Raw genomic sequence first — 21,296 nt, forward strand, 5'->3', positions numbered from 1 at the left:
CGCCTGTCAAGGGTCGCGGGGCGGCTTCGTCGATTCAGGCGGGAATTGACCCGTTTCGTCCTCGGCGCCGGCCGGACCCGGTCGTCAGACCCGCCAGGCCTCGCTCTGGCGCACCAGGGGGAGAACCCCGGTCGTCAGCATCGACTCCAGCTGGTCCTCGGGGACCGGCTTTGAGAAGTAGTAGCCCTGGCCCCGGGTGCAGTTGGAGGCGCGGACCGCCTCCAGCTGGCTCCGGGTCTCAATGCCCTCGGCGGTGACGTCGAGCCCCAGCACCTCGGCGAGGTCGACGATCGAGCGGACGATGGCCAGGTCGGCGGGGTCCCGGATCCCGCGGACGAAGCGCTGGTCGATCTTGACGATGTTGACCGGGAGCGACTTCAGGCGGGAGAGCGACGAGTAGCCGGTCCCGAAGTCGTCGACCGCCACCCCGACGCCCATGACCCGGAACTGCTCGAGCACGGGCGCCACCGGCTCCATCTCCTGAACGGTCTCGGTCACCTCGATCACGAGATGGCGCGAGGCCAGGCCGAGATCGGCCGTCACGTCGGCGACGAAGTCGAGGAAGTCGGCGTCGGCCTGCAGCTGGCGGACCGAGACGTTCACGCTCAGCCGGAAACCGGAGGGGGTCACCCCCCTCCGCTGGAGGTCAGATGCGGCCCGGCAGGACTCCTTGAGGACCCACCGCCCGAGGGGCACGATCAGCCCGGTCTCCTCGGCCACCGGGATGAACTGGTCGGGTGACAGGAGGCCGTGGGTCGGATGGCGCCACCGGACGAGCGCCTCCATCCCGATGATCCGGCCGCTCTCCAGAAGGACGTCGGGCTGGTAGTGGACGACCATCTCGCCCCTGTGGGGGGCCTCCCGGAGCTCGGCCTCGAGGCCGAGACGACGGATGGCCTGCTTGGCCAGACCGGGATCGAAGACCTCGAAGCGGGCGCTGCCCTTCTTCTTGGCCCGTCCCATGGCGAGCGAGGCGTCCCGCAGCAGCTCCCGACCGGAGATCTCACCCGAGAAGTGGACGGCGACGCCGATGCCGAAGCTGACGAGGACCTCGTTGCCTCCGACGTCGACCGGGCGGCGGAAGGTGTCGAGGATGCGCTGGGCCACCCGGGCGGGGGAGTGACCGTCGGTCAGGTCCTCGAGCAGGATGGCGAACTGGTCGCCGTCCAGCCGGATGACCGTGTCCTCCTCCCGCGCCACCTCCTGGAGGCGCTGGGCCACCCGGCGCAGGACGGCGTCCCCCCAGTCGTGGCCCATCCGGTTGTTGATGCTCCCGAACCGGTCGATGTCGAGCGCCACGACGGCCACGATGTGCCCGTGGCGCCGGGCCCGCGAGAGGGCCTGGTCGAGGCGGCGCAGCATCCACGCCCGGTTCGGCAGGTGGGTGAGGGGATCGTGGAAGGGGTCGATCTCGGCTTCCCGGCGGCGTGACCGGCGCAGCTCGAGCCACCGGGGCAGCCCGGTGGCGACCGAAACTATGACCAAGGTGCCGAGAATGGCGAAAAGGGTCACGCCCTGCTCAACCTCGTGCTCATCTGGTCCTTCTCCGAAGTGGGTGCGATGCGCTCGTCATTCTTCGGCCTCCGCGCGCATACCGACAGCCCCGTGCTGCATGCGGCCATTGAGGTCTCGACACGCGCGGTGGGCCGCTTTAACGAGCGCGTCATCATGGGTCCCATGACGACCATCTATTACGAGCGGGACGCCGATACGGCTTTGCTGGCCTCCGAGACGGTCGCCGTGGTCGGCTACGGCAACCAGGGGCGCTCCTGGGCGCTCAACCTCCGGGACAGCGGCTGCCGGCCCGTCGTCTGCGTCCGTTCCGACGCCACCCGGGAGCAGGCCGTGGACGACGGCTTTGCGGTCCACGAGGTGGCCGAGGCGGCCCAGGCCGACGTGATCTGCATCCTGGTCCCCGACGACGTCGTTCCCCTCCTCGGCATCTCCCCCGGGCCCGGGTCGTGCGTCATCGTGGCCAGCGGCTACACACTGGCGTTCGGCCGCCTCGACCCCCCCGGTGACGCCGGCCTGGTCGCTCCCCGCATGCTCGGCCCCGAGGTCCGCCGCTGCTACGAGGAGGGCGTCGGGTTCATAACCGCCGTCGGGGTGCACCGGGACTCCTCGGGCCGCGCCCTGCAGAGGGTGCTGGCCGTGGCCCACGCCATCGGAGGGCTGAGGCAGGGGGCCATCGAGCTGTCCCCGATGCAGGAGGCGGTCCTGGACCTCGGGGTGGAGCAGATCCTGTCCCCGGCGCTGACCGCGGCCAACTCCGCCTTCGTGCAGACGATGCTCGAGCGGGGGATCCCGGTCGAGGCCGTCGTCACCGAGCTGATCCTCTCCGGGGAGGTGGAACGGACCTACCGCCTGTTGCGGGAGGTGGGCTACGCCGTGCAGTCCGAGTTCCACTCCCCGACCAGCCAGTACGGCCAGCTCACCCGCCGGGGCCGGTACGACCATCTCGACTTCCTCACGACCATGCGCGCCGCCGCCGAGGAGATCGAAACCGGCCGATTCGCCGACGAATGGGACGCGGAGCAGAACGCGGGCTACGCCACGCTCAACCGGCTGAAGGAGGAGCACGCCGGCCCGGCCGTGCGGGAGTTCGAAGCGGACCTCCGGCGCCGGCTGGGACCGGGGGCCGCGGCACCCTCGCGCTGACCACCGTTCGGATGGCCCCTTCCGACTAGCTTCCGGCCGGCCCGGGCTGTGGATAAAGGCGCGACCGGCGGCACGAACACGGCGAATGGGACGACGAGGCCCACAGCAGCGGCCCGCGGGCTGGCCCGAACGGGGCACGCCTCTCCCGTCGCGCGGCGAAGACAGTCAAGCGCCGCCGGCCGCCTGTCGACACTCCTCACACGGCGCCACCACGGACACGAGGTCCTTCCGGCGACCGCAAATCGAGGAGGCAGCGAATGGCTGGCGACGCCGGACGGCTTCGCCGCGGCGGGCGAACGCCCCGACTCCTCGCGCTCGTTCTCGGGTCCGCCGGCGTGGTGGCCGCCGGCGTGGCCCTCTCGCTCCTCGACCCCGCCCCGGCCTGGGCCGACCCGGCCACCGTCACGTCCCCCCCGGCCTCCCCGTCCAACAACCTCCATCCGTCCTGGACCTTCACCGCCACCGGAACCAGCTTTCGCTGCGAGTTGCTCAACCCCGACGGCACGACATTCAGCCCCTGGACGACCTGCACCTCCCCCGTCACGTACAACCTGACCGGCCACGCCGACGGCGTCTACACCTTCTTCGCGGCCGACTCCAAGTCGTCACCGCCGCCCGCCACCGAGATCTCCAACCCCTCGCGCTACACGCTCGACACGACCCCTCCCGCGGCCCCCACCTTCACCTCGGCGCCGGCGTCCCCGGGGAACGGGCAGAGCCCGCGGTGGACCTTCACCCCTGAGTCCGGCAGCACGACGAAATGCCAGGTCACGGACTCCTCGGGAACGGTCATCTCGGCCTATTCGGCCTGCACCTCCCCCGCCACCGTCGACCTCTCCGCCCAGCCCGACGACACCTACACCCTGTCCGTCACCGCCACCGATGCCGCCGGCAACACGTCGGTCCCGGCCACCTCCCCCTACCAGCTCCTGACCACGGCGCCGGCGACACCGACGTTCACGGCCGAGCCGCCCTCGCCCGGCAAGGACAAGGCCCCGAGCTGGTCGTTCACCACCCCGCCGGGCACGACCACGACCTGCCAGCTCACCAACTCGGCCAACACCGTGCTCACCGCCTACGCCTCCTGCACCTCCCCCGTGACCGTCGACCTGTCGAGCCAACCGGACGACACCTACACCCTGTCGGTCGTGGCCACGGATGCGGCCAGCAACCAGTCGTCCCCCGCTGCCAGCTCCTACCAGCTCATGACCGCCATACCGGCGGCGCCGACGCTCACCTCCTCGCCCGCCTCGCCCGGGAGCTCCCCCGAGCCGAGCTGGTTCTTCACCCTCCCGGCCGGCACCGCCGCCACCTGCCAGCTGACCGACTCGGCCGGGACGGTGGTCTCCGCCTACGCCCCGTGCACGTCCCCAACGACGGTCGACCTGTCGAGCCAGCCGGACGACACCTACACGCTCGCCGTGGTGGCGACCGACGCGGCCGGCAACGCCTCCCTCCCGACCACCTCGAGCTACGTCCTGGACACGACCCCGCCCCCGGTGCCGACGTTCAGCGCCACCCCCACCTGGCCCGGCCGGTCGACCGATCCGAGCTGGTCGTTCACGGTCCAGGGCGGCGCCGGGGCCGAGTGCCAGGTCACCGATTCGGCCGGAACGGTCATATCGGCCTACACCGACTGCACCTCCCCGTACACGTTCGACCTGTCCGGGAAGCCGGACGACACCTACACCCTCTCGGTCGTCGCCGACAACGCGGCAGACGTCGCATCGGCCCCCGCCACCTCCTCGTACACGCTCGACACCACCCCCCCGGCCGCGCCGACGATCACCGCCGCCCCGGCCTCACCCGGAAACTCGACCCACCCCCGCTGGTCCTTCACCAGCCCGGCCGGGACCACCACTTCCTGCCAGGTCACCGACTCGCCGGGCACGGTGATCTCAGCCTTCGCCCCGTGCTCCTCCCCCTACACCGCCGACCTCACCGGGCGCCCCGATGACACCTACACGGTCACGATCGTGGCCACCGACGCCGCCGACAACGCCTCCGGGCCCACCACCTCGACCTACCAGCTCCTGACAACTCCGCCGGTGGCGCCGACCATCACCTCGGGCCCGACCGGTGCCGGCGGCTCCACCCTCTCGTGGGACTTCTCCCCGCCTCCCGGCACGACCATCAGCTGCCAGCTGACCGGTCCGGGCGGCACGGTCCTGTCGGCCTGGGCGGCGTGCACCTCCCCGGTCAGCTTCCCGATCAGCGGGGCGCCGGGCACCTACACCCTGAGCGTCGAGGCCACCGACGCCGCCGGCAACACCTCGCCGGTCGCCACCGACAGCTTCCGGATCAATCCCCCTCCCGCCCCGCCGCCGCCGGCGCCGGCCCCCCCGGCTGCTCCGACCCCGCCGGCCGCCCCTCCCGCCACTCCGGCGCCGACGCCCCCCCTCCCGCCGGTCCCCACCCTCCCGGTGGTCCCGCCGCCCCCGGCGCCCGTGGCCCCCATCCCCGCCCCGGTGACCCCGGTCCCGCCGCCACCCCCCGCTCCCGCTCCGGTACCGCCCGCCCCCGTGGCCACCGCCGTGACGCCGGCGCCCCCGGCGCCGGCACCGGTGGTGGTGCCGAGGCCGGTGGCCCTGCCCCCCGCCGCTCCCCTGCCCCCGCCGCCCGCTCCGGCCAGGGCCGTGGTGCGTCCCCCCGCCCCGACTGCCCCGGTCGCGCCCGGCCTGGTCGAGCGGGTCAGGCGGGCCGGCCTGGCCCTGTCCGAGGGATCGGCGGCGGCCTTCCTGCTCTACCTGGTGGTGATGGCCTTCCTGGCCCTCCAGAACCGCATCGACCGCAACGACCCGAAGCTGGCGCTGGCCCCCGTCTACGGGGAGCCCGACCTGGCCTTCGAAGCCCCTCCGCACCTGGGAGGTGGAGTCCGATGAGAAGCAGCATCCGTTGGACGGCGGGAGAGCTGATCCCGCTGGCGGACCGCCTCCGCTACATGCTGATCGTCCGGATCACGCTGTTCGCGGCGATCGGCCTGGGGGCCACCCTGGCCACCGGCCTGGTCGGCTCGGTGCCGGCCGGGACCGGAGCGGTGCTCGGCGCGTGGGCCGGCATCTCGGCCATCGCCGAGATCGTCCGGCGGGTGTCGCGGCGGCGGGGCCTCCCGCTGTTCGGGGCCACCCTGATCATCGACGGCGTGGTCCTGGTGGGGCTGTCCGAGGTCCACAGCATCACCAACGTCCGGTACCTGATCTTCCTCCACATGGTGGCGGTGGTCCTGCTGGCCTCGTACCGGACCGGCCTCAAGATGGCGGTCTGGTACACGTTGCTGCTCTACACGGTGTTCTTCGCCGGCCGTCAGGGGACCCTGGGCCTGCGCCCGGCCACCCCGGGGATGGTGGCCCGCTGGGACCTGGGTCAGCTGAACGTCTTCGTCGGCGCCGTCTGGGCCGTGGCGGTCGCCACCGCGGCCTTCTCCTCGGTGAACGAGCGGGAGCTGCGCCGGCGGCGGTTCGACCTGGAGGCCCTGGCCCAGCTGGCCGTCTCGTTGGAGCGGGCCGCCGACCGCCAGACGATCGCCTCCACCCTGCTCGACAGCCTGGCGGAGAACTTCCCGGTCGAGCGGCTCCTGCTCCTGACCGCCGGCCCGAGGCCGGGGGTGCTCGGCCAGCGGGGAACCACCCCGGACGCGGCCGGCCTGACCCGGCTCGATCCGAGGTCGGCGGTGCTCGCCTCCCAGACCGAGCGCCAGACCCTGCTCCTCAGGGGGCTCGACCCGGAGGCGGATGCGTGGGCCGGCGGGCTCATGGGCGGAGCGGCGAACCTGATCCTGATCCCGCTGTTCGCCGAGGGTGGCTGTGTCGGGGTCCTGGTGGCCGAGCACTCCTCCCGGGTCGGGTCCCGCGTGGAGCGTCGGCTGGTCTCGATCCTCGAGCGTTTCGCGTCCCACGCCGGCCTGGCGCTGCGCAACGCCGCCCTCCTGGAGCAGATGGAGCGGATGGCCAACACCGACGGGCTGACCCACATCGCCAACCGCCGGACCTTCGAGGCCAACCTCGAGAAGGAGATGGCCCGGTCGATCCGCTCGGGGGAGCCGGTGAGCCTGGTCATGCTCGACATCGACCACTTCAAGGTGCTCAACGACACCTGGGGCCACCAGAAGGGGGACGAGGTCCTGCGCGAGGTGGCGGTGGCCCTCCAGGCGGGCAGCCGGGAGTTCGACACGATCGCCCGGTACGGCGGTGAGGAGTTTGCCGTGATCCTGCCGGGCACCGGTCCGGATGCGGCCTGGGCCGGGGCCCAGCGGCTCCACCGCCTCGTCACCGAGGGGGTGACCAGCGTGCCGATCACCGTCAGCCTGGGCGTGGCCAGCGCTCCGGTCGAGGCCCAGACGGCCCAGTCCCTGGTGAAGGCCGCCGACGACGCTCTCTACCAGGCCAAGCGCGCCGGGCGGAACCGGGTGAGCAGCGCCGACGGGGGCACCGAGCGGGTGGGCGTCTCCCTCTCCGACGGATCCTGATCTACCGGGGGCAGCCCGGGAACGGCGCGGATCACGAGAATGTCCAGGTCCCTCCCGTTCCTGCCGATGCTCTCGGCAATGCAGATCTCACCGAGCGGTGCAGGCGCCAACCAGGGCCAGGCGGTGGCCGACGAGGCTTCCGTCGACATGGCCCGCCAGGCGATGTCGTTGGAGCGCGAGCTGGCCGACAAGCTGCTGTCGAGCGTCTCCCCGCCCTCTCAGGGCGGCAACTCGGCCCCGGTACCTTCCGGGTCCACCTACGCCGTCTACGCCTGAGCGGACAGCCCCTCGGCGGGGGTGGTGACACTGGGTGGGGCTAGCTGGAATCGAACCAGCGACCTCAGCATTATCAGTGCTGCGCTCTAACCGGCTGAGCTATAGCCCCGGCAGCCGGGAAGCGTACCGAAGACCTCGGGCCGGTCAGCCCGTCGCCGAATCTCCCGCGTAGGGCCTCCGGGCCCAGAGGACCATCAGCCCCCCGACCAGGAGCAACGCCAGGGCCAGCCACGGGGCCAGGCGCACGTAGCCGGGCGGGCCGGTGAAGGCCAGGGTGGTGGCCGGGGCGATGTCGGACCCAATGGTCGAGCTGGCGGTCGGAGCGGGCGCGGCCACCGCGGCCGGCTCAGGTCCGACGACCGGCGCCGCCGGGGCGGCCGCCACCGAAGCAGCGGCGGCGGGTTGAGCGGTCGCCGTCGACCGGATGCTGAAGAGGGACTGGGTGGTCGTCCCGGTACCGCCGGCGGAGGCCGGCGCCGAGGCGGACGAGCCCGACCCGCCGGCGCTCGAAGAGGAGGCCGTGGTGGTGGGGGTGGCGGCCGGGGCCGGGGCCGCCGCCGGAGCGGAGGTGTGGGCCGGGGCCGGGGTCGGTGAGGTCGCCCGGGATCCGACGGGAACCGACGGGCTACCGCCGGTGGAAGCCGTCCCCGAGGTCATCGTCACCGGTGGTGACTGGTTGGTCACGGTTGGCGTCGTGAAAGTCGTGGTCCTCGGGGCGGCGGAAACCGTGGTGGCGGGAGGCGCCGTCGACGTCGGGGCGGCGCCGGACCCGGAGTTGGAAACCGTCCCGGATCCGCTGGTCCCGCTGGTCGTGCCGCTGGCCGTCGGCGTGCACGAACCGACCGCCTGCCCGGCGCACGGCCCGTTGGTCCAGGTGATCGGGACGACGAACGTCGCGCCCGTGTTCGAGCTGCTGGTCGTCGCCGCGGCCGCTCCATGCGCGGTGAGGGCCAGATAGGCCGCCGCGGCGATCGCTCCCGGTATCGCCATGGCGATGAAACGGAGGCCGATGAGCCTGGTCCTCCGTTCGGGGCTGCGCGTCAATTGCTCGTCGACGACCTCTGGCCGCACTCTGCCTCCCACTGCTTCCGGATCGGGCTGATGGGGCGCCAGTGAGCGGCGCCAGGGGATGTCGCAAGCTAGGCGCCGCGCCGTCGCGACGCAAGCACCCGCGCGCGGGTGAGAAGCGCCAAACTGTCGGAGGAAACGTATGTTTCGCGCGCGCGTCAGATGACGGGGCGGCCCGGATGCGTTCCGGACGATGCGGGATGTGGCCCCGCCATGAACGGATCCTCACTCACGGTCACGCGCACACCGCCGGCCATGCCCGCGATCATGTTGTAGACGGCCGCCCCCACCACGTTGCACAGCGTGCCGAGCAGGGTGAGCACGACGCCGGTGACCAGGGCCCCGAGCAGGATCCGGCCCGCCTGGAAGTGGAACGAGGTGAACCCGAACAAGCTCTTGATGAACCTCTCGAGACTCCCGACCAGGCCCGCCGCGCTGGCCAGGGCCCACAGGACGATCCCGGCCAGCAGGAAGACGGCGAGGATCGTCAGGTAGAAGACGAACGAGACCCGGGCCACCGACGCCAGGTCGAAGCGGCGCAGGGTCCAGTGGCGGTTCACGCCGCCGGCCCCCACGACGAGGCGGGGAGGCTGGATCAGAGGGGCGACGTCGTCGACATCCGCAGCCGACACCGCCGGGCTACTCGCCTTCGTCGACCGAGAGGATCGGAGCAACCGACGCCACGCTCTGGTCGGCGTCCAGCTGCATCACCCGCACTCCCGTGGCGTCCCGGCCCTGCGACGAGATCTCGCGCACGGATGTCCGGATCGTGACCCCTCCGGACGAGATCAGGAAGATCTCATCGTCGAGGCCGACCATGAAGGCGGCCACCACCGCCCCCCGGCGGGCGGTCAGCCGGATCCCCCGTACGCCCTGGCCCCCCCGGCCCTGGACGTTGAAGCGGTCGAGCTTGGTCCGCTTCCCGTAGCCGGCGTCGGTGACGATCAGGATGTCGCGATCGTCGGCGGCGACGTCCACCGAGACCACCTCGTCGCTCTCGCGCATCCGCATGCCGCGGACGCCCGCCGCGTCCCGGCCCATCGGGCGCACCTCGGACTCCGAGAACCGGATCGTCATCCCGGCCCGGGAGACCATGAAGATGTCATCCTCCCCGGTGGTCTGGACCACGCGCACCAGCTGGTCGTCGTCCCGGAGGTTGATGGCGATGAATCCCTCCCGGCGCGACTTGTCGTACTCGGAGAAGGCGGTCTTCTTGACCTGCCCGGACCGCGTGGCGAAGAAGAGGTAGCGATCCTCCGGGTAGTCCCGGGTGGCGATGATGGCCTGGATGGTCTCCCCGGGCACCAGGGGCAGCAGGTTGACGATGGCGGTGCCCCGGGCGGTCCGCTCCTTCATCGGCACCTCGTGCGCCTTGAGCCGGTACACGCGCCCGGTGTTGGAGAAGAACAGCAGGAACGAGTGGGCGGTGGTGTGGAGGATCTGTGCGACCAGATCCTCCTCGCGCAGCCGGGCCCCCTGGACCCCGCGCCCACCGCGCCCCTGGGTCCGGAACGCGGCGGCCTGAACCGACTTGATGTAGCCGGCCCGGGTCATCGTGACGACCAGCTCCTCGTCCTCGATGAGGTCCTCGGCCCCGAGCTCGCCCGGATCGAAGACGATCTGGGACCGGCGGTCAGTGGCGTACTCGGACCGGATCTCCCCCATCTCGGTCTTGATAACCCCCCGGAGCAGGCCGGGGTCCCCGAGAATGGCCTCGAGCTCGGCCATGGTCTCGCGGAGCTTGGTCATCTCCTCTTCCAGCTCGGACCGACCCAGACGGGTGAGGCGCGACAGGGTCATGTCCAGGATGTGATTGGCCTGGATCTCGCTGAACTCGAACGGGGCGGCCATGAGCCCGTCGCGGGCCGAGCCCCGGTCGTCCGAACCGCGGATCAACGCGATGATGGCGTCGATCAGGTCGAGGGCCTTGATCAGTCCCTCGACGATGTGGGCCCGGGCCTGCGCCTTGGCCAGGCGGAACTCCGAGCGGCGGCGGATGACCTCCACCTGGTGCTCGATGTAGGCGTTGAGAGCCTGGGCCAGGTTGAGCGTCCGGGGCACCCCGTCGACCAGAGCCACCATGTTCACGCCGAAGCTGGTCTGCAGGGGGGTGTGCTTGTAGAGGTTGTTCAGCAGGACGTTGGCGTTGGCGTCCCGCTTGAGCTCGACGACGAGTCGCGTCCGGCCCTGGGCGGATTCGTCGTTCACGTCCCGCACGCCATCGAGCTCACGGGAGTCGACCAGGTCCCGGATCCTGGCCGCGACCGCGCCGGCGCTGACCTGGTAGGGCAGCTGGGTGACCACGATGGCCGTGCCCCTGCGGCCCTCCTCGATCTCGGCGGTGGCCCGCATCTTGATGGAGCCCCGGCCCGTCCGGTAGGCGTCCATGATCCCGGCCCGGCCGAGGATCAGGCCACCGGTCGGGAAGTCCGGTCCGCGAACGAACTGCATCAGCTCGTCCGATCCGGCCTCGGGGTGGTCGATCAGGTGGGTGACGGCGTCGATGACCTCGCCGAGGTTGTGGGGCGGGATGTTCGTGGCCATCCCGACGGCGATGCCCTGGCTGCCGTTTACCAACAGGTTGGGGAACCGGCTGGGGAGAACCTCGGGCATCTGGATCTCGCCCGTGTAGTTGTCGACGAAGTTGACGGTGTCCTCGTCTATACCCGCCAGCATGTGCATGGCGAGCGGCGCCAACCGGCATTCGGTGTATCTCGCGGCAGCCGGTGGATCGTCAGGAGATCCAAAATTGCCGTGCCCGTCGACGAGCGGGTGGCGCAGCGAGAAGTCCTGGGCCATGCGCGCCAGGGCGTCGTAGATGGCGGCGTCACCGTGGGGGTGGAAGCGGCCCATCACGTCCCCCGAGATGCGCGCGCACTTCATGTGGGCCCGGTTGGGCCCGACACCGAGGTCGTACATCCCGTACAGGATCCGGCGCTGCACCGGCTTGAGCCCGTCCCGGACGTCGGGCAGGGCCCGGGACACGATGACGGACATGGCGTAGTCCAGGAAGGACCGCTCCATCTCCTCCTGGATCTCGATCGGCTCGATCGAGCCGAACGTCACACCACCGCTGTCGTCCGAGCCGTCCCCGCCGCTGCCCCCAACAACGACGTCGCTCATATGTCGAGGAACCTCACGTCCTTGGCGTTGGTCTGGATGAAGTGCTTGCGGACCTCGACGTCGTCACCCATGAGGATGGCGCACACCTGGTCGGCGATGGCCGCCTCCTCCACCGACACCTGCAGGAGGGTGCGGCGCCCGGCGTCCATGGTCGTCTCCCCGAGCTCGTCGAAGTCCATCTCCCCGAGGCCCTTGAGCCGCTGGAACTCGAACTTCTTGGGGGCCTGCTCGGCCAGGAACCGCTCGCGTGCGGCGTCATCCTTCAGGTACACCTTCTCCTTCCCGACCACGGTGGAGTACAGCGGCGGTTGGGCGATGTACACGTGGCCGAGCTCCACCAGGGGCCGCATCTGGCGGAAGAAGAACGTGAGCAGCAGGGTGCGGATGTGGCTGCCGTCGACGTCGGCGTCGCAGAGCAGGATCACCTTGTTGTAGCGGAGCTTGGCGACGTCGAACTCGTCCCCGACGCCGGCCCCGATGGCCCCGATGAGAGCCTGGATCTCGTTGTTCTTGAGCATCCGGTCGAGTCGGGCCCGCTCGACGTTGAGGATCTTGCCCCGGATCGACAGGATGGCCTGGGTCTCGGGGTCCCGCGCCTTGACCGCCGAGCCGCCGGCGGAGTCCCCCTCGACGATGAACAGCTCGGCCCGGCCCCGGTCGCGCGTCGAGCAGTCCCGGAGCTTCTCGGGCATGCCGGCGCCCTCGAGCGACGACTTGCGGCGGATGAGGTCGCGGGCCTGGCGGGCGGCGCTGCGGGCGCGCGACGCCTGGATGCCCTTCTGCACGATCTGGCGGCCCTCGGTCGGGTGCTCCTCCAGCCAGTCCGACAGCTTCTCGTTGGTGGCCCGCTCGACCAGGGAGCGCATGGAGACGTTGCCCAGCTTGGTCTTGGTCTGGCCCTCGAACTGCGGCTCGGCCAGGCGCACGGAGAGGATGGCGGTGAGGCCCTCGCGGATGTCCTCTCCCGCCAGGTTCTCGTCCTTCTCCTTGAGGTGGCCCTTGGCCCGGGCGTACTTGTTGACGGCGTTGGTGAGGGCCTTCTTGTAGCCCTCCTCGTGCATGCCCCCCTCGGTAGTGGCGATGCCGTTGGCGAAGGAGTGGATGCCCTCGTTGTAGCCGGTGTTCCACTGGAAGGCGATCTCGACCTCCTGGGTCTCCTCCGCCTGCTCGAAGTAGCCCGGCTTCTTGAACAGCGCCTCCTTGGCGGCGTTCAGGTGGCGGACGAAGTCGACGATCCCGCCGTTGTACTTGTAGGTCGTCTCGCTCGGGTCCGAGCTGCGCTCGTCGCGGAAGCGGATCTCGAGGCCGCGGTTGAGGAACGCGTACATCTGGAGCCGCTCGAGGATGGTGGTGGCGCGGAACTCGGTCTCTTCGAAGATGGTGCCGTCAGGCCAGAAGGTGACCGTCGTGCCGGTCCGGCCGCGCGGTGCCTTGCCGGCCACCTCGAGCTTGCCCCGGGGCTTCCCCCCGTCGGCAAACTCCATCCGGTAGCGGTCCCCGGCGCGGTCGATCTCGAGGACCAGGCGCCGGGAGAGGGCGTTGACGACCGATACCCCCACGCCGTGCAGGCCGCCGGAGACCTTGTAGCCCTCGCCACCGAACTTGCCGCCGGCGTGGAGCATGGTGAGCACGACTTCCGCCGCCGACTTCGACTTGTACTGGGGGTGGGGGTCGGTGGGAATGCCCCGCCCGTCGTCGACGACGCGGCACCCGCCGTCGGCGAGGAGGGTCACGTCTATGCGGGTGGCATGGCCGGCCATGGCCTCGTCGACCGAGTTGTCGACCACCTCCCAGACCAGGTGGTGGAGTCCCGACGGCCCGGTCGAGCCGATGTACATCCCCGGCCGCTTGCGGACGGGATCGAGTCCCTCGAGGACCGTGATGTCCTTGGCACCGTAGGAGCTGCCGGTCCGGGACGCACTCTTCCGGTCCCCGGGACCCTGCATGCCGTCGTCAGGTACTTGCAACGCCACAGGCGCGACCTCTCATTGCCGACCGACCGGGATGCTCGTCGGACCGCTCATAGGAGAACCGGTGCGAAGGCTCCGGACCCGCCGGAATCGCGGGATTTCAACACTTGTAATTCTACCAGTCGGCAGTGACGGCCCCCGCCTATCCGGACCCGCGGCGACCCCCGCCGGAGGGCCTCACCCGCACCTCGATCCGGGTCGCAACTTCCCGGCCGGCGGCGTCCCGGAGGCGCTCGAGGATCTGGCGCTCCAGGAACCGCAGCTGGGTGGCCCACGCCGGCTCACCGACGCCCACGACGAGCACGCCGTCACGCAGCGACAGGGGCTTGGCGTGATCGGCGATGGCCGCTCCCACCGCCTCCTCCCAGTGGGCGAAGACGGTCCCCACCACCCCGGCGTCGGTACCCCCCAACGACCGGCTGATCCGCTGGAGCGACTCCCCGACCGTCCGGGGCTGGTCCCCGTCCGGGGCGTCCCCGCTGCCTCCGGCCGGATGCCAGGTGCTCCCGCTCACGACGAGATCCTGCCGTCGTGCACCGAGACCACGAGCGACGGCGCCCACCCCTCGGGAAGGGGTCCCGCGGTGGTGAGCAGCGCCTGGCCCGGGGGCAGGAGTGACAGCAACGCGGCGGCGCGGCCAGGGTCGAGCTCGGACAGCACGTCGTCGAGGAGGAGCACGGGCGGGCTGCCAACCTCGGCCGTCACCAGCGTGTGGGTGGCGAGGCGCAGGGCCAGGGCCAGGCAGCGCTGCTCCCCCTGCGAGGCCTGGGTGCGCGCCGGCATGCCGTCGAGGACCACGTCCAGCTCGTCGCGGTGCGGGCCCAGCGACGTGAACCCCCGCCGGAGGTCCTCGCGCCGCGACGCCTGCAGCGCGGCCCCGAGATCTCCCTCCCACGAGCGGCGGTAGGTGAGAACGACATCCCCGCCGCCGCGCGACAGGCCCGTGTAGGCGACGTCGACCTCGGGCGAGAGGCGCCCCACCAGGTCCTCACGCGCCTCCGCCAGTGCCGTTCCGAGCGAGGAGAGCTTCGAATCCCACACTTCGAGCGTGGCCTCGGCGCCCGCATCGAGGCGGCCCTCGACCTGGCGGAGCAGGGTGTTGCGCTGGCGCAGCACCCGCTCGACGTCGGACTGGAGCGAGTCCTGCCGGGGGGCCAGGAACACCAGGGCGATGTCGAGCAGCTCGCGCCGGGCCGCCGGGCCCCCCCGGACCAGCTCGAGGTCGTCGGGGCTGAACACGGTGGCCCGGAAGGCGCCGAGGAGGTCCCGGGTGCGCCGGAGGGGCTGGCGGTTGACCAGGACCCGGTCCCGGCCGGCGCGGGCCAGCTCGGCCTCGACCAGCACCGCCCGCCCCTCCCGCACCCCTTCGGCCCTGACCACGGCCCGCTCCGCCGAGGTGCGCACCAGGGCCTCGCGGGGTGCCCCCCGGAAGGACGACAGGGACGCCAACCATCCGACCGCCTCGAGGAGGTTGGTCTTGCCCTGGCCGTTGGCCCCCCTGATGACGGTCAGGCCGTCCGGATCGGGGGCCAGCTCGGCCGACGCGTAGTTGCGGAAATCCGTCAGCCACAGGCGAGCAATGTTCAAGGACTACAGGTTCGCGGCGGGGATAGGGACCCCGCCGCACGCGGCGGGCGAGGTCCCAAGGACCCGGGTGCCCGCCGCCATGTCAGGGCACTCTTACCGGCATCAGGAGATGGATGTAGTCCTGGCCCTCGGAGGGGCGGATCACCGCCGGCTTCAGGGCGTCGACCATCTCGATCACGACCTCTTCCCCGCCCGCGGCCTCGACCCCGTCGACGAGGTAGGAGGGGTTGAAGGCGATGGTCATCTCCGCCCCCTCGTACTTGGCGTCGATGTCCTCCTTGGCCTGGCCGAGGTCCTGGGTGGCCACCGACAGCTCGATCCCGTCGGGCCGCAGGGCGATGCGGACCGGGGTGGTCGACTCCCGGATGAGCAGGCGCATGCGCCGCACCGCCTCGACCAGCGGGTCCCGGCTCACCATGAGGCGGTTGGGGGAGCTCTGGGGGATCAGCTGGTTGTAGTTCGGGAACTCCCCCTCGATGAGCCGGGTGGTGAGGACCACCGGGCCGACCTCGAAGCCGGCGTCGTTGGTGCCGAGGCGCACGGTGAGGGTGTCCGAGGACGACAGGATCCGCTGCAGCTCCCCGAGGGCCCGGGCCGGGACCAGGACCTTCTGGCCCTGCGAGAGCATGGTGGTCCCGGGCAGCTCCCGCTTGGCCAGGCGGTAGGAGTCGGTGGCGACCATCCGCAACCCGCTGCCGGACTCCGACGTGAGCAGGACCCCGGTGAGCATGGGCCGGTTGTCGTCGGTGGCGGCGGCGGGCACGACCTGGCGGAGGGCATCGGAGAACTCCGGCGCCGGGACCGACACGGCCTGGCCGTCCCGGGGCGGGAGGCGGGGGAAGTCGTCGGCGTTGAAGGTGCGCACCGAGAACTCGGCCCGTCCGGAGGTGATCCGCAGCTCCTCGTCGGCCGACTCCAGGGTCACCGCCCCCGGGTCCAGCGAGCGCACGATGTCCACGAGGAGGCGGGCCGGCGCCACGACCACCCCGGGCGAGGACGCCGACACCGAGGTGGTGGTCTCGATGGTCAGGTCGAGATCACATCCCGCCACCCGCAGCTCGTCCCCCGCCGTCTCCAGGCGCAGGCCGGCCAGAGCCTGGAGTGCCGTGGCCCGGCTCACCGCCCGTCCGGCGGTGGCCAACACCTCGACCAGGGCGTCACGCTCGCATCGCAGCTTCACGATCCCGTCTTCCTGCCTTTCAAAGATTCTGAGAAGAAGATCTGTAGAGAGAGGTAATAAGGGCTGTGGATTGTGGAAGACCGAACGGAATCCCAGGTCAGGGCGCCGATCGTCATCCCCATGCCCGGCGAGGATCCCACAGGGCCGCCCGCCCCCTGGGGGACCCCCGGTGGACAGAGGGAGCGCAATCCACAGGCTCCCGAGGTTGGAACCACAGGTTCATCCCCCGGCCCGGATCTGGTGGAGGAGGTCGGTCACCTGGTTGAAGATCTGGCGGCGCTCACCCATGAGTCCCGTGATCTTGTCGACGGCATGTATCACCGTGGTGTGGTCCCGCCCGCCGAACTCCCGGGCGATGGCCGGGTAGCTGTAGTCGGTCAGCTCCCGGAACAGGTACATGGCCACCTGCCGGGCCGTGACCAGGGGCCGGCGCCGCGAGGTTCCACACAGCTCGTCGACCGAGAACCCGAAGGCGTCGGAGGTGGCGTCGAGGATGAGCTTGGGCGTGATCTGGCGGGGCTGGTCGGCCGAGACGATGTCGGACAGGACCCGCTCGGCCACCTCGAGGGTCAGCGGCTCCCGGTTGAGGCTGGCGAAGGCCGACACCCGGATGAGCGCCCCTTCGAGCTCGCGGATGTTGTCCTTCACGTGGACGGCGATGAATCCCAGGACCTCGTCGGGGATCTCGGTCCGCTCCGACATCGCCTTCTTGCGCAGGATGGCCAGGCGGGTCTCGAGCTCGGGCGGCTGGACGTCGGTGATCAGGCCCATGAGGAAGCGGCTGCGCAGCCGGTCCTCCAGGGTGGCCAGCGACTTGGGCGGCCGGTCGGAGGTGATGACGATCTGCTTGGAGGCCTCGTGGAGGGTGTTGAAGGTGTGGAAGAACTCCTCCTGGAGCCCCTCCTTGCTCTCCATGAACTGGATGTCGTCGACGAGGAGCACGTCGCACTGGCGGTAGCGGCGCTTGAAGGCCGTCGTCGTGTTGGTCCGGATGGCGTCGACGAACTCGTTCATGAAGGTCTCGGTCGACACGTAGCGGACGTGGCGGGCCGGGAAGTTCTCCCGCACGTAGTTGCCGATGGCGTGGAGGAGGTGGGTCTTGCCCAGGCCGGCGCCGCCGTGGATGAACAGCGGGTTGTAGGACTTGGCCGGGGTCTCGGCCACCGACAGGGCGGCGGCGTGGGCGAAGCGGTTCGACGACCCGATCACGAAGCGGTCGAAGATGTAGTTGGGATTGAGGTGGGCGTCCTCCCCGCCCGGGCGGGGGGGCGGGGGGGCGGAGGAGGCGTGGGCGGAAAGGGCAGCTTGGCCCCGGTGGGGGTCGGGCAGGGCCTGGCTCCAGTCGTTGCCCGACAGGAGGGTGGTGCCCCCCTCTTCCCGGCCGGCGCCGGTGCGGACCTGGAGGCGGATCGGGACGTCGAACCCGACGGCGTCGAGCATGGCGTGGCTGATCATCTGGAGGTGGCGGGCCTCGATCTTCTCCTTGGCGAGCGAGCTCGGCACCGCCAGGACCAGGGTCTCACCCTCCATGCCCTCGGGCCGGATGGCCTCGAACCACGTCATCCAGGTGGCGTCGGACATCTCCTGGCGGAGGGTGTCGGCGCAGATCGTCCACAGCTTCTCGGCGTCGGTCACCTGGTCATCCCTCCGGATCCCGCCGCTGAGTCCACAGCCCGGTCCACATTCTGTGGACAACTTTCCGCCACGCCCGTCGTCACCTGACCCTGCCCCGTTGCCGGGGGATCTGGGTGAGACCCCGGGGAAGGAGGGCCCACTCCGCCTTGCCGAAGGCAGCGACCGTACCACCGCAAGCCGGGGCCGGCACCGGGGGCAAAGGGAGCTTTTGCCACACATCGTCGTCCGTCCCCGTACATCTCGCGACCTTCCACGACAGAGCCCCGGCGCACTATCCTGTAGGCCGATCTCAGGAGCAGAGCGTGAAGCGCACCTTCCAGCCGAACAACCGCAAGCGGGCCAAGAACCACGGGTTCCGCCACCGCATGTCGACCCGGGCGGGCCGGGCCATCCTGAAGTCCCGCCGGCTCAAGGGCCGCCACCGCCTGTCCGCCTGACCGGCCGCCCGGTATGGCGGGTGCGGGACCGGTCCACGTTCGTGGAGCTGCGCCGCGCCGGCCGGCGGGTGCGACGGGGTCCGGTTTCGGTAACCTTCGTGGCCGGAGGCTCTGACGAGCCGCCGCGAGTCGCCTACGCAGTGGGCCGCCGAGTGGGCAGCGCCGTCCGGCGCAACCGGCTCCGGCGCCGGCTGCGGGCAGTTGTCGCCGACCTGGCGCCCGAAATGCGCCCGGGGGCCTATCTGGTGGGTGCCGCCCCGGCTGCGGCGGACCTGCCCTATGGAGAGCTCAAGGCCGTGGTGTCCCAAGCGTTGAGAGCGGTGAGCGGGGAGTGACCCTGGTTGGGTACACGCCCTCCGTCCCGGCGCGGGGACTCAAGGGCCTGATCCGGCTCTACCAGCTCGTGTTCTCGGGGCGGCCCAGCCCCTGCCGGTACTACCCGACCTGCTCCGCCTACGCCGTCGAGGCCCTCGAGCGCCACGGGGCGGTGCGGGGCTCGTGGCTCACCCTGCGCCGGCTCCTGCGCTGCCACCCCTGGGGCGGCCACGGCGTCGACCCGGTCCCGGATTGAGGAAGAGATGACCTCCCTTTACCATTTCATGGCAGACATCCTGGCCGGGTGCTACGCCGTGACGCACAACTACGCGCTGGCCATCGCCCTGCTGACGATCGCCGTGGTGGCCGTCACCACCCCGCTGACCTGGAAGAGCACGCGGGGGATGCTGGCCATGCAGATGCTGGCTCCCGAGATGAAGAAGCTCCAGCAGAAGCACAAGAACGACAAAGAGGCCCTCAACCGGGAGATGATGGCCCTCTACAAGGAGAACAGCATCAACCCCCTGGGGGGCTGCCTGCCGTTGCTCCCCCAGATGGTCGTGTTCTTCGTCCTTTACCGGACGATCTACAACCTCTCCCACAAGGCCACCTTCGCCACCCTGCGGGCCGCCCAGGCCGCCTGCCCACACCCGACCAACGCCCAGGCCCAGATCACCAAGCTCACCAGCGGGGTGAAGAACGGCCAGCCGTTCACCTGCGCCGATCCGCAGAACGTCTCCCACGGCTCCGCTCTCTACCATAATCTGGTAGCAGCGGGCGGGCACATGAAGGTTTGGGGCTTCGACCTCACCTTGGGGGTGAGGACCGCCCACGGCAGCGCGGTGGTGGGGTGCTGGATCCTCGTGGTGCTGGTGGTGGGGGCCTACTTCATCCAGACCCGCCAGATGAGCTCCCGGAACCCGCAAGCGGCGGCGGCCAACCCCCAGATGCAGTCGATGCAGAAGATCTTCCCGCTGTTCTTCGGGCTGATCTCGATCACCATCCAGGCCGGGGTCAACGTCTACTTCCTGGTCTCGGCCCTGTGCCGGATCGGCCAGCAGAGTCTCATGTACCGGCACGACCCGGTCCTGCGGCGCCAGGTCGAGAACGCCAAGAAGGCGGCGCCCATCGACGTGCCGTCCAAGGAGAAGAAGGGTTTCTTCGCCTCGCTGATAACCCCGCCTTCACCCCAGCCACCGGCCAAGCGGCCCCCGACCACGCCCGGGCGCGGCGGGTCCGGCGGCTCGGCCCGGGCGTCGGGAGGAGCGGGAGGCAACGGGAGGACGGGCGACGGCCGGGCCGGCAACGGCGCCGCGGGCCGCCCGCCGGTGCCCAACCCGCCCGCCGGGTCCGACGCGCCGCGGGGGACGCTGGCCCGGATCTGGGCGGCGGCCAGCGGAGCGGCCCCGGTCCAGTCCCAGCCGTCCCCGCCGTCGGGGGCGGGCGACGCCCCGGCCCAGGAGGCGGCGCCTCCCGCCGGGAACGGCTCGGCCGCCGAGGCCCGCCCCGCCCCGCCCCGCCCCGCCGCCCGCAGTGGCTCCGGCCAGGCGTCCAACGGCCCGCCCCGGCCCCAACAGCGGAACCGGGCGCGCGCCAAGCGCCGGCGGAGGTAGCGGGCATGGAATGGGTCGAGACGACCGGTCGCACCGTCGAAGAGGCCACCGAGGCCGCCCTCGAGGAGCTCGGGGTGGCCGAGGAGGACGCCGAGATCCGGGTGCTGGAGGAGCCCCGCCCCGGACTGTTCGGCCGCATGCGCGGCGAGGCGCGGGTCCGGGCCCGGGTCCGGCCCGCCACGGTCCGGCCCAAGGAGGACCGCCGCGACCGCCGCCGCCGCAGGCACGGATCGGAGCGGTCGGGGGGCAACCAGGAGCGCTCCGGCGGCTCGGGGGGCGTGGCCACGGCCGTGGGAGACGACGGTGACGACGGCGGCTCCGGTCAGGGGACCGCCGGCGCGACAAGAGAGGCGGCCGCCGAGGGCGGGAACGGTTCGCCGGGCCGTGCTTCCGGGACCGGGTCGGGAGGGTCCGGGCGCCGCCGGCGGGGAGGACGGGGCCGGTCGGGTGCGGGGAACGGGGGCGGCTCCGAGTCTGATGCCGCCCGGAGACGGGGGAGCGGGGCCAGAGCGTCAGGGGCCGACGAGGGGTCGGACGACGGTGAGTGGGAGGAAGGCGTGGGCGAAGAGGACGTGCCGTTGGAGGAGCAGGGCGCCGAGGCGAGCGCCTTCCTCGAGGGCCTGGTGGAGCGGATGGGCCTGAGTGCCGACGTGTCCTCCCAGGTGCTCGACGAGGACAACGTGGAGATCAGGCTCGAGGGCGAGGAGCTCGGGATCCTCATCGGGCCACGCGGGAACACCCTGTCCTCCCTCCAGGAGCTGACCCGGACCGTGATCCAGCGCCGGCTCGGCGCCCACAACGGCCGGCTCCTGGTGGACGTCTCCGGATACCGGCAGAAGCGCAAGGTGGCCCTCGAGCGCTTCACCCGGGAGGTGGCCGAGCAGGTCAAGTCGACCGGTCAGCGGAAGGTGCTGGAGCCGATGTCCCCGCCCGACCGCAAGGTCGTCCACGACACCGTGAACACGATCG

At 71.2% G+C, this 21,296-nt stretch carries 19 protein-coding genes and 1 tRNA gene; 10 read left to right on the forward strand and 10 right to left on the reverse strand.

Features of this window, described 5'->3' with window-relative positions; genetic code table 11:
• Positions 1 to 84: 84 nt before the first annotated feature.
• On the reverse strand, positions 85 to 1,512 hold the full coding sequence (locus VFW24_18455; GenBank protein HEX5268754.1) for a bifunctional diguanylate cyclase/phosphodiesterase: 1,428 nt from the start codon (positions 1,510 to 1,512) through the stop codon (positions 85 to 87).
• Positions 1,513 to 1,677: 165 nt separating this feature from the next.
• Here VFW24_18455 and VFW24_18460 point away from each other — a divergent pair, with 165 nt between their 5' ends.
• The 4 genes from VFW24_18460 (at position 1,678) to VFW24_18475 (ending at position 7,399) form a co-directional block, all read left to right on the forward strand.
• Complete coding sequence (locus VFW24_18460; GenBank protein HEX5268755.1) at positions 1,678 to 2,658, forward strand: NAD(P)-binding domain-containing protein; 981 nt, start codon at positions 1,678 to 1,680, stop codon at positions 2,656 to 2,658.
• A gap of 257 nt (positions 2,659 to 2,915) precedes the next feature.
• Positions 2,916 to 5,540, forward strand: coding sequence for an Ig-like domain repeat protein (locus VFW24_18465; GenBank protein HEX5268756.1), 2,625 nt, complete (start codon positions 2,916 to 2,918; stop codon positions 5,538 to 5,540).
• Positions 5,537 to 7,123: a diguanylate cyclase gene (locus VFW24_18470; GenBank protein ID HEX5268757.1), complete on the forward strand. Its 1,587-nt coding sequence runs from the start codon at positions 5,537 to 5,539 to the stop codon at positions 7,121 to 7,123. Before VFW24_18465 ends, VFW24_18470 begins: the two co-directional genes overlap by 4 nt.
• A 39-nt stretch (positions 7,124 to 7,162) precedes the next feature.
• Positions 7,163 to 7,399 carry a hypothetical protein gene (locus VFW24_18475; GenBank protein HEX5268758.1) on the forward strand — a complete coding sequence of 79 codons (237 nt, stop codon included), beginning with the start codon at positions 7,163 to 7,165 and terminating at the stop codon, positions 7,397 to 7,399.
• Positions 7,400 to 7,434: 35 nt separating this feature from the next.
• On the opposite strand, the gene VFW24_18480 is transcribed toward VFW24_18475, so the two are convergent.
• Positions 7,435 to 7,508: transfer RNA gene (locus tag VFW24_18480), tRNA-Ile, on the reverse strand.
• Between the two features lie 35 nt (positions 7,509 to 7,543).
• Positions 7,544 to 7,783: a hypothetical protein gene (locus tag VFW24_18485; protein ID HEX5268759.1), complete on the reverse strand. Its 240-nt coding sequence runs from the start codon at positions 7,781 to 7,783 to the stop codon at positions 7,544 to 7,546.
• 40 nt (positions 7,784 to 7,823) lie between these two features.
• Between VFW24_18485 and VFW24_18490 the strand changes: the two genes are divergently transcribed.
• Positions 7,824 to 8,357 carry a hypothetical protein gene (locus tag VFW24_18490; protein ID HEX5268760.1) on the forward strand — a complete coding sequence of 178 codons (534 nt, stop codon included), beginning with the start codon at positions 7,824 to 7,826 and terminating at the stop codon, positions 8,355 to 8,357.
• 268 nt (positions 8,358 to 8,625) lie between these two features.
• Here VFW24_18490 and VFW24_18495 read toward each other — a convergent pair whose 3' ends face one another.
• The 7 genes from VFW24_18495 to dnaA all read right to left on the reverse strand — a co-directional run bounded on the left by VFW24_18495 (position 8,626) and on the right by dnaA (position 17,962).
• On the reverse strand, positions 8,626 to 9,099 hold the full coding sequence (locus VFW24_18495; GenBank protein HEX5268761.1) for a DUF3566 domain-containing protein: 474 nt from the start codon (positions 9,097 to 9,099) through the stop codon (positions 8,626 to 8,628).
• Between the two features lie 7 nt (positions 9,100 to 9,106).
• Positions 9,107 to 11,590, reverse strand: coding sequence for a DNA gyrase subunit A (gyrA, locus tag VFW24_18500; GenBank protein HEX5268762.1), 2,484 nt, complete (start codon positions 11,588 to 11,590; stop codon positions 9,107 to 9,109).
• Positions 11,587 to 13,536 carry a DNA topoisomerase subunit B gene (locus VFW24_18505; GenBank protein ID HEX5268763.1) on the reverse strand — a complete coding sequence of 650 codons (1,950 nt, stop codon included), beginning with the start codon at positions 13,534 to 13,536 and terminating at the stop codon, positions 11,587 to 11,589. Before VFW24_18505 ends, gyrA begins: the two co-directional genes overlap by 4 nt.
• A 166-nt stretch (positions 13,537 to 13,702) precedes the next feature.
• A complete protein-coding gene (locus VFW24_18510; GenBank protein HEX5268764.1) occupies positions 13,703 to 14,074 on the reverse strand; it encodes a DUF721 domain-containing protein in 372 nt (123 codons plus the stop codon).
• A complete protein-coding gene (locus VFW24_18515) occupies positions 14,071 to 15,147 on the reverse strand; it encodes a DNA replication/repair protein RecF (GenBank protein HEX5268765.1) in 1,077 nt (358 codons plus the stop codon). Before VFW24_18515 ends, VFW24_18510 begins: the two co-directional genes overlap by 4 nt.
• 82 nt (positions 15,148 to 15,229) lie before the next feature.
• On the reverse strand, positions 15,230 to 16,327 hold the full coding sequence (gene dnaN, locus VFW24_18520; GenBank protein HEX5268766.1) for a DNA polymerase III subunit beta: 1,098 nt from the start codon (positions 16,325 to 16,327) through the stop codon (positions 15,230 to 15,232).
• Positions 16,328 to 16,546: 219 nt separating this feature from the next.
• Positions 16,547 to 17,962, reverse strand: a complete 1,416-nt coding sequence (dnaA, locus tag VFW24_18525) for a chromosomal replication initiator protein DnaA (protein HEX5268767.1) — start codon at positions 17,960 to 17,962, stop codon at positions 16,547 to 16,549.
• A 302-nt stretch (positions 17,963 to 18,264) separates the two neighbouring features.
• On the opposite strand from dnaA, the gene rpmH reads away from it, so the two are divergent.
• The 5 genes from rpmH to jag all read left to right on the forward strand — a co-directional run.
• The gene (gene rpmH / locus VFW24_18530; GenBank protein HEX5268768.1) at positions 18,265 to 18,399 is read left to right on the forward strand and encodes a 50S ribosomal protein L34; all 135 of its coding nucleotides are present in this window, start codon (positions 18,265 to 18,267) and stop codon (positions 18,397 to 18,399) included.
• A 20-nt stretch (positions 18,400 to 18,419) separates the two neighbouring features.
• Positions 18,420 to 18,734, forward strand: coding sequence for a ribonuclease P protein component (gene rnpA, locus VFW24_18535; GenBank protein ID HEX5268769.1), 315 nt, complete (start codon positions 18,420 to 18,422; stop codon positions 18,732 to 18,734).
• Positions 18,735 to 18,781: 47 nt separating this feature from the next.
• Positions 18,782 to 18,970 (forward strand): membrane protein insertion efficiency factor YidD, encoded by a 189-nt coding sequence (gene yidD / locus VFW24_18540; protein HEX5268770.1) that lies wholly within the window; start codon positions 18,782 to 18,784, stop codon positions 18,968 to 18,970.
• Between the two features lie 28 nt (positions 18,971 to 18,998).
• Positions 18,999 to 20,327: a YidC/Oxa1 family membrane protein insertase gene (locus VFW24_18545; protein ID HEX5268771.1), complete on the forward strand. Its 1,329-nt coding sequence runs from the start codon at positions 18,999 to 19,001 to the stop codon at positions 20,325 to 20,327.
• 5 nt (positions 20,328 to 20,332) lie between these two features.
• Positions 20,333 to 21,296, forward strand: a 964-nt coding sequence (gene jag, locus VFW24_18550) for an RNA-binding cell elongation regulator Jag/EloR (protein HEX5268772.1), incomplete at its 3' end; no start/stop codon positions are given.

It is taken from the genome of Acidimicrobiales bacterium, from assembly GCA_036273495.1.
In the GTDB taxonomy this organism is placed as follows: domain Bacteria; phylum Actinomycetota; class Acidimicrobiia; order Acidimicrobiales; family JAJPHE01; genus DASSEU01.

Coding starts and splice junctions, on each gene's coding strand:
- VFW24_18460 (HEX5268755.1), top strand. CDS start 1,678: ATGACGACCATCTATTACGAGCGGGACGCCGATACGGCTTTGCTGGCC.
- VFW24_18465 (HEX5268756.1), top strand. CDS start 2,916: ATGGCTGGCGACGCCGGACGGCTTCGCCGCGGCGGGCGAACGCCCCGA.
- VFW24_18470 (HEX5268757.1), top strand. CDS start 5,537: ATGAGAAGCAGCATCCGTTGGACGGCGGGAGAGCTGATCCCGCTGGCG.
- VFW24_18475 (HEX5268758.1), top strand. CDS start 7,163: ATGTCCAGGTCCCTCCCGTTCCTGCCGATGCTCTCGGCAATGCAGATC.
- VFW24_18490 (HEX5268760.1), top strand. CDS start 7,824: ATGCTGAAGAGGGACTGGGTGGTCGTCCCGGTACCGCCGGCGGAGGCC.
- gyrA (HEX5268762.1), bottom strand. CDS start 11,590: ATGAGCGACGTCGTTGTTGGGGGCAGCGGCGGGGACGGCTCGGACGAC.
- VFW24_18505 (HEX5268763.1), bottom strand. CDS start 13,536: ATGCAGGGTCCCGGGGACCGGAAGAGTGCGTCCCGGACCGGCAGCTCC.
- VFW24_18545 (HEX5268771.1), top strand. CDS start 18,999: ATGGCAGACATCCTGGCCGGGTGCTACGCCGTGACGCACAACTACGCG.